General features: G+C 72.8%; 8 protein-coding genes. 5 read left to right on the top strand and 3 right to left on the bottom strand.

Going from position 1 to position 6,884, the window contains the following annotated elements; translation table 11 throughout:
- Positions 1-178: 178 nt before the first annotated feature.
- The 3 genes from HNR40_RS48110 to HNR40_RS48100 form a co-directional block, all read right to left on the bottom strand.
- Positions 179-916 carry a 2OG-Fe(II) oxygenase gene (locus tag HNR40_RS48110; RefSeq protein WP_184973989.1) on the bottom strand — a complete coding sequence of 246 codons (738 nt, stop codon included), beginning with the start codon at positions 914-916 and terminating at the stop codon, positions 179-181.
- Between the two features lie 9 nt (positions 917-925).
- Positions 926-1,402 carry a methylated-DNA--[protein]-cysteine S-methyltransferase gene (locus HNR40_RS48105; RefSeq protein ID WP_184973987.1) on the bottom strand — a complete coding sequence of 159 codons (477 nt, stop codon included), beginning with the start codon at positions 1,400-1,402 and terminating at the stop codon, positions 926-928.
- Positions 1,403-1,566: 164 nt separating this feature from the next.
- A complete protein-coding gene (locus HNR40_RS48100) occupies positions 1,567-2,499 on the bottom strand; it encodes a dienelactone hydrolase family protein (RefSeq protein ID WP_221341710.1) in 933 nt (310 codons plus the stop codon).
- A gap of 397 nt (positions 2,500-2,896) precedes the next feature.
- Between HNR40_RS48100 and HNR40_RS48095 the strand changes: the two genes are divergently transcribed.
- The 5 genes from HNR40_RS48095 to HNR40_RS48075 are packed head-to-tail and all read left to right on the top strand — an operon-like array spanning position 2,897 to position 6,882.
- Positions 2,897-3,094 carry a hypothetical protein gene (locus HNR40_RS48095; RefSeq protein ID WP_184973985.1) on the top strand — a complete coding sequence of 66 codons (198 nt, stop codon included), beginning with the start codon at positions 2,897-2,899 and terminating at the stop codon, positions 3,092-3,094.
- Entirely contained in the window at positions 3,091-4,167 is a 1,077-nt protein-coding gene (locus tag HNR40_RS48090) for an AAA family ATPase (protein WP_312896805.1), read from the top strand. The genes HNR40_RS48095 and HNR40_RS48090 overlap by 4 nt, the downstream gene beginning before the upstream one ends.
- Positions 4,164-5,108 (top strand): DUF58 domain-containing protein, encoded by a 945-nt coding sequence (locus HNR40_RS48085; protein WP_184973983.1) that lies wholly within the window; start codon positions 4,164-4,166, stop codon positions 5,106-5,108. The genes HNR40_RS48090 and HNR40_RS48085 overlap by 4 nt, the downstream gene beginning before the upstream one ends.
- Positions 5,105-6,046, top strand: a complete 942-nt coding sequence (locus HNR40_RS48080) for a VWA domain-containing protein (RefSeq protein WP_184973981.1) — start codon at positions 5,105-5,107, stop codon at positions 6,044-6,046. Before HNR40_RS48085 ends, HNR40_RS48080 begins: the two co-directional genes overlap by 4 nt.
- A complete protein-coding gene (locus tag HNR40_RS48075; protein WP_184973979.1) occupies positions 6,043-6,882 on the top strand; it encodes a S1C family serine protease in 840 nt (279 codons plus the stop codon). The genes HNR40_RS48080 and HNR40_RS48075 overlap by 4 nt, the downstream gene beginning before the upstream one ends.
- The last annotated feature ends 2 nt before the right edge of the window (positions 6,883-6,884 follow it).

Here is a 6,884-nt window from a genome sequence, read left to right as displayed (position 1 = left end):
ACCGGGCCCGAGCCCGCGGCCACGACCACCCGCACGCCGTCCGCATCCTCGCCCGCGCCTGGCTGTTCGTGATCTGGCACTGCTGGCAGGACGGCATCGCCTACGACCCCACCCAGCACAGAGCCCTCCAACGACTCCTCAACCAAGATCAACCGGCTGCTGCTTGACACAGGGCTACTCATGCGGCGTCGTGGAAGACCAGGCCCAGGGTGTGCCGCAGGCCCGAGCGGACCGTGCTCACGCCGTGCCGCACCGGTGCGGCCGACCAGCCGCGGGCCGATCTCACCGGGCGGTCGCGGGTGGTGAACACCAGCCCGTGGCCCTGCGGCAGCATGGTCACCGTGCCCCGCGACTGGGCCCGGGGCCGCTGCTCCACCAGCAGGAACTCGCCGCCGGTGTAGTCCGCGCCGGGCACGTCCAGGCCGACGACCACTTGGAGCGGGAAGACCAGGTCGCCGTAGAGGTCCCGGTGCAGGGCGTTCCAGTCGCCCTCGCCGTACTTGAGCAGGATCGGTGTGGGTTTGACCTGACCGGCGGCGTGGCAGCGCTCCAGCCACTCGCCGAACTCGTCCGGCCACGTGGCAGCCCACCCGAGCCGGGCCGCCCAGTCGCGGGCGATGGGCAGCAGCCGGGGGTAGAGCGTCTCCCGCAGGACCGCCACCACCTCGGGGAACGGCTCCCGGAAGTACCGGTACTGCCCCGAGCCGAAGCGGTAGCGCGCCATGTCGATCGTCGAGCGGAAGCGGGCCACGTCGTCGTACAGACCGGCGATCTCCCGGCATTCCGCCGCCGTCAGCAGCGGGCCGGTGAGGCCGCAGCCGTGGGCGTCGACCTCGCGGGCGACCGCGGGCCAGTCGGTCGCCGCGACCCGGTCCCGGATCGCGGCATCGTATGTTCTGTCCTGGATGTCGGTCATGATCGTCCTTCAGATGAGCGCCGGCTGGAGGGCGCCCTCGTGGGTGAGCAGGAACCGCTTGCGCTCGATCCCGGCCGCGTAGCCGGTCAGCGCGCCGCCCGCGCCGATGACGCGGTGGCACGGCCATACGATCAGCAGGGGGTTGGCCCCCACCGCCGCGCCGACCGCGCGGATGCGGTCGCGCGGCGCGCCGATGCGCGCGGCGATCTCGCCGTAGGTGGTCGTCTTCCCGTACGGCACCGCCGCGACCTCGGCCCAGACGCGGTGCTGGAACGCGGTCCCGGACGGGCGCAGGTCGAGGTCGAAGGCGGTGCGGTCGCCGGCGAAGTACTCGGCGAACTGCCGCACGGTCTCGGCGAAGGGCGCGTCGTCCCTGGTGGCCCCGTTCGGCGCGGGGACGCCTATCTTGACGGAGGTCAGCGCCCCGCCGGTGCCGGTGAGGACGATCTCGCCGATCGGGCTGTCGATGGTCGTGTAGACGCTCATGTTGTGTAGAACACCGGCGAGGGTGGAAATGAGGCGCGGTTTTCGGACTTCGTGCTGGTCACTCCGCTGTGGCGTGCTGGTCATGCGGCCGTGGGAGGTGGTGCGGAACTGGTCACCCGGCCGCGGGAGGCGGCGGCTACTCGACCGGGCCGGGTGACGTCCTCTCAGCTGAGGTGGGTGCCGAACCAGTCGAGCAGCCGGTCCCACGCCTGTGCCGCGGCCGTGGGGTTGAAGCGCTGGCCGGTGTCGTTGAAGAACGCGTGCCCGGCACCCTTGAACGTGGCGATCTCGTGCGGGAGGCCGGCCTTCTCCAGGGCCGCCCGAGCGGCGTCTCGGGTGGCGTTGACCCGGTCGTCCTGCTCTGCGTAGACGCCGAGGACGGCGGCCTTCGTGCCGGTCATGTCGGCGCCCGCGGGCAGGGGGCCGTAGAACGGGACCGCGGCGGCCAGGCGGGGCTCGTTCGACGACAGCAGCAACCAGGTCATGCCGCCGCCGAAGCAGAAGCCGACCATGCCCAGCTTGGCGCCCTCCGCCCGGTTCTGGAGCTCGCCGAGCGCGGCCTTCATGTCGGCGACGAACTGCTCGGGCGTGATCTCGCCCAGCTTGGCGGTGGCCCGCGCGGTGTCGGTGAAGGCGGCGGTGCCGCCGTCGCGGGAGAGCAGGTCGAGGGCGAGCGCCGAGTAGCCGCTCGCGGCCAGGCGTCCGGCGACGGATCGGGTGTGGTCGTTGAGTCCGCGGTTCTCGTGGATGACCAGGACCGCGCCCTTGGGGCCGGCGGCCGCGGCCCAGGCGCCCTGGAGTGCCGCGCCCTGCGGGCCGGGGAACGTGATGGCCTCGGTCGGCAGGGGAGAGGGGCCGACGGGTGTACCCGAGGGGCTCGGCCGCGCGCTGGTCGGGGCCGGTGTCATGCCGGTGGCCGGTGCGGCAGGGGTGGCGGTGGGCGGGTCGGCGCCGCAGGCTGTCAGCAGCGCGCCGGCGGCGGGCAGGGTGAGCCCGAGCAGGCCCAGCCGCCTCAGGGCCTCGCGGCGCGGGATGAGTCCCTCGGCGTGGTCGAGGGCCACCTCTTCCGCGAGATACCGCTTGAAGGGTGACATCATGTCCGGACCGTACGCCGGGGCACCGAAAGCTCAGATAAAGGCCGCGCCGGGCAACCTTCAAAGCTCGGGACAAGCCTCAGAGCCTCGGGACAAGCCTCGACGCTGGGGGACCAGCCTCGGGTTGGGGCAACCTCACGGGTTTGGGGCAAGCCTCAACGTTCGGGCATGGTCGCTGCGCTGGTGATAGACGCTGCCTCTCTGATCAGGGGGCGCATGAAGCGGGTTGGGGTCGGCTCGGGTGCGGGTGGAGCGGGGCGGGGCCGCCGTAGGGGTGATAAAGGGCCTGTCGGGCGAAAAATCGTATAAAGGTGTGCGTTACGGCGGCTTTCGCGGGTGCTTGGTGACATAGGCGATACATCGGGAGTCGTCCTGATGCTCATCCCGCGAAAGGACCAGCATGTTGTTTCGCATATCGCGTCCGGCCGATGCTTCCGGGGACCGGCGGGCCCGCCTGCCACGCCTGGCGGCGCTGGCGCTGGCCGGTGGGGCGGTCCTGGCCACCACCGGCGCCGCCCACGCCGCCGCCCCCGCGCCTGAGCCGGTAGAGCTCAGGCTGGTGCTGAACGACTGCCCCGACGACAAGGTCCAGCCGTGACCCAGGCGCCGGACGAAGTCCGCGAGGACACCGCCCTGCTGGAGAGCGCGCTGTTCGCCGTCAAGCGGGTGATCGTCGGCCAGGACCACATGGTCGAGCGCCTGCTGGTGGCGGTGCTGGCGCGTGGACACTGCCTGCTCGAAGGCGTCCCCGGCATCGCCAAGACGCTCGCGGCCGAGACGATGGCCAAGGTGGTGGGCGGTACGTTCGCCAGGATCCAGTTCACGCCCGACCTGGTCCCGTCGGACATCGTCGGCACCAGGATCTACCGCCCCTCCACCGAGACCTTCGAGGTCGAACTCGGACCGGTCATGGCGAACCTGCTGCTGGCCGACGAGATCAACCGCGCCCCGGCCAAGGTGCAGTCGGCCCTGCTGGAGATCATGGCCGAGCGGCAGGTGAGCATCGGCGGCGTCACGCACCCGGTGCCGGCGCCGTTCCTGGTCCTGGCCACCCAGAACCCCATCGAGTCGGAAGGCGTCTACCACCTGCCCGAGGCGCAGCGGGACAGGTTCCTCATGAAGATCGACGTGGGCTATCCCAGCGAATCGGAGGAGCTGGCGATCGTCTACCGCATGAGCGTGGACCCGCCGCGGGCGCAGCCGATCCTGGACCCGCACCGGGTGATCGCGCTGCAGCGGCGCGCCGACCGGGTGTTCGTGCACCACGCGGTCGCCGAGTACGCGGTCCGCCTCGTCTACGCCACCCGGGCTCCGGCCCGCTACGCCGTACCCGACGTGGAGCGGATGCTGGCCTTCGGCGCCAGCCCGCGCGCCACGCTCGGCCTGCTGGCGGCCGGTCGCGCGCTGGCCCTGCTGCGCGGCAGGGAGTACGTCCTGCCGGAGGACGTACGGGACGTGGCGCACGACGTGATGGCGCACCGGCTGGTGCTGTCGTTCGACGCGCTGGCCGAGGGGGTCACGCCCCGTCAGCTGGTGGACCGCGTCCTGGGTGCCGTCCCGACGCCGGTGATCGCCCCCCAGACGGGCGGCGCGCCGCACCTGGGAACGACCCAGGATCTGGGAACCGCCCAGAATCTGGCCCAGTCCCGGCGGGGGGAGTCGGCGGCATGAACCTCCACGGATACGAGCGGGCCGAGCCCGCGCTGCGCCGCCTGGAACTGACGATCACCCGGCGGCTCGACGGCCTGCTGCAGGGCGACCATCTCGGCCTGCTGCCCGGCCCGGGAAGTGAGCTCGCGGAGGCGCGGCCGTACCAGGCGGGTGATGACGTGCGGCGGATCGACTGGAACGTCACCGCGCGCACCGCCGAGCCGCACGTGCGCGACGTGGTCGCCGACCGCGAGCTGGAGCTGTGGGTGCTGCTGGACGCCAGCGCCAGCATGGACTTCGGCACCGCCGCCATGGAGAAGCGGGACCTGGCTCTGGCCGCGACGGCCGCGATCGGGTTCCTGACCCAGCGGACCGGCAACCGGATCGGCGCGCACCTCCTGCACGGCTCCGGCCTCAGGACGCTGCCGGCCAGGACCGGCCGTCCGCACCTGATGGCGCTGCTGCAGGAGATCTTCACGATGCCGCGGGCCAGGCCGGGGACGAAGGTCGCCGCCCTGGGCACGGCGGCGCAGCGGATGGGCCGGACCGTGGTGCGCCGCGGGCTGGTCGTGGTGGTCTCCGACTTCCTGGACCCGCCGGAGACGTGGGAGCCGGAGCTGCGGCGGCTGGCCGTACGCCATCAGGTGCTCGCGGTCGAGGTGCTGGACCCGCGCGAGCTCGCGCTGCCCGACGTGGGGCTGCTCACGCTGATGGACCCGGAGACGGGCCGGCGCCGCGAGTACGCGACCGCCAGCGCCCGGCTGCGCCGCCGCTACGCCGAGGCCGCCGCCGCGCAGCGGGCCGGGATCGAGACGGCGCTGCGCCGCGCCCGCGCCGCGCACCTGCGGCTGCGCACCGACGGCGACTGGGTGCGCGACCTGGTGGAGCACGTGCTGCGCCAGCGCCGGCTGGCGCGGCTGGGCGCGCGAGGGTCGTGGCAGGGAGGGGGCGACGCCGCATGACGCTGCTCTCTCCGATCTGGCTGTGGTTGCTCGTGCCGGTCGCGCTGCTGGCGCTCGGCTACGTCCTGATGTCGGTACGGCGCAGCGCCTACGCGGTCCGCTTCACCAACCTCGACCTGCTGGACAAGGTGGCCCCGAAGCGCCCGCAGTGGCGGCGGCACGTTCCGGCCGGCGCGTTGCTGGCGATGTTCGCGCTGCTCGTGGTCGGGTTCGCCCGGCCCACGGCGGAGGTGCGGGTGCCCAGGGAGCGGGCGACGATCATGGTGGCGTTCGACGTGTCGGCCTCGATGGGCGCGACGGACGTCGCCCCCGACCGGTTCACGGCGGCGCGGGCGGCGGCGAGGGAGTTCGTGCGCGGGCTGCCGGAGCGCTTCAACCTCGGGCTGGTGACGTTCTCGTCGGAGGCGTCGGTGGCGGTGCCGCCGACCACGGACCGGCAGGCCGTCTTCAACGCGCTTGACCGCCTGACCACCTCGTCGGGCACCGCGATCGGCGACGCCGTCTATTCCTCGCTGGAGGCCATCGCCGGCGTGGACAGCGAGGCGGAACCACCGCCCGCGCACATCGTCCTGCTGTCGGACGGCTCCAACACCACCGGCCGAGGGATCCGCGAGGCCGCCGAGCGGGCCTCCTCACGCGGCGTCCCAGTCACGACCATCGCGTACGGCACGCCCGGCGGCACCGTCGAGCTGCAGGGCAACCAGGTGCCGGTGCCCGTGGACGGCCCGGCGCTGCGCGAGCTGGCAGGAGCGGCGGGCGGCGGCTTCTACGAGGCGGCCAGTGGCGACGAACTGCAGGCCGTGTACGAGGACATCGGCACCTCGGTCGGCTACCGGACGGAACGGCAGGAGATCTGGATGTGGTTCGTGGCGGCGGGCCTGGTGGCGGCGTTGCTCGCGGCCGTCGGGTCCATGTTCTGGTTCTCGAGGCTGCCATGACCGGGGCGCACAGGGGGCTCGGGACGCCGCGTGGGCCCGACTTCGTCTCGCCGCTGCTGGGTCACATGGCACCCCAGGCCGAGGGGGCGGGAGCCGTACCGGCTGGGCGGGCTCCTCGCAGAGGAGCGCTTCTGCTCAGCGCGGTGCTCGTCGCCGGGCTGACCGGGGCGGTGGCCGGGTTCGCCGGCGCGGGGCTGGCGACGGGTCCGGCGCCGGTCACGCTGCCCCGCGCGGCGCCCGCCGCGCCCAACACGACCGGACTGTCCGGTACGGCCGCGCGGCTGCTGCCGAGCGTGGTCTCGATCGACGTCGGCCGGGGCGGTGGTTCCGGCTTCATCGTGGACGGGGCCGGCCACATCATCACCAACGCGCACGTCGTCGGCGAGGCGAGCACGGTGAGCGTGGTGCTGAACGACGGTCGCAGATTCTCCGCCAGAGTCCTGGGTGCTGATCAGGATGAGGATCTGGCGGTGCTGGAGGTGGCGGGCGTTACTGGGCTCGCGCCCGCCACCTTGGGCCGTTCGGCCGACCTGGCGGTCGGTGACCAGGTGCTGGCGATCGGTTCGCCGCTCGGCTTGTCGGGCACGGTGACCTCGGGGATCGTCAGCGCCCTCGACCGCCAGGTACGGCTGGGCGGCACCTCCCGCAGCGCGGTGCAGACCGACGCCTCCATCAATCCCGGCAACTCCGGCGGCCCGCTGGTCAACGCCCGCGGCGAGGTCGTGGGGGTGAACACGGCGATAGCGTCGAGCCGGGGCGGCGGCAACATCGGCATAGGCTTCGCGATCCCCATCGATCGCGCTGCTCCCATCGCCGAACAAATCATCAGAGACTAGGA

Source organism: Nonomuraea endophytica (assembly GCF_014203235.1).
Lineage (GTDB): Bacteria > Actinomycetota > Actinomycetes > Streptosporangiales > Streptosporangiaceae > Nonomuraea > Nonomuraea endophytica.
This window is presented reverse-complemented; position numbering and strand designations above follow the sequence as displayed.

Excerpts from the sequence above, each read along its gene's own strand:
- HNR40_RS48110 (WP_184973989.1), bottom strand. The coding sequence starts at position 916 with ATGACCGACATCCAGGACAGAACATACGATGCCGCGATCCGGGACCGG.
- HNR40_RS48105 (WP_184973987.1), bottom strand. The coding sequence starts at position 1,402 with ATGAGCGTCTACACGACCATCGACAGCCCGATCGGCGAGATCGTCCTC.
- HNR40_RS48100 (WP_221341710.1), bottom strand. The coding sequence starts at position 2,499 with ATGATGTCACCCTTCAAGCGGTATCTCGCGGAAGAGGTGGCCCTCGAC.
- HNR40_RS48095 (WP_184973985.1), top strand. The coding sequence starts at position 2,897 with ATGTTGTTTCGCATATCGCGTCCGGCCGATGCTTCCGGGGACCGGCGG.
- HNR40_RS48085 (WP_184973983.1), top strand. The coding sequence starts at position 4,164 with ATGAACCTCCACGGATACGAGCGGGCCGAGCCCGCGCTGCGCCGCCTG.
- HNR40_RS48080 (WP_184973981.1), top strand. The coding sequence starts at position 5,105 with ATGACGCTGCTCTCTCCGATCTGGCTGTGGTTGCTCGTGCCGGTCGCG.
- HNR40_RS48075 (WP_184973979.1), top strand. The coding sequence starts at position 6,043 with ATGACCGGGGCGCACAGGGGGCTCGGGACGCCGCGTGGGCCCGACTTC.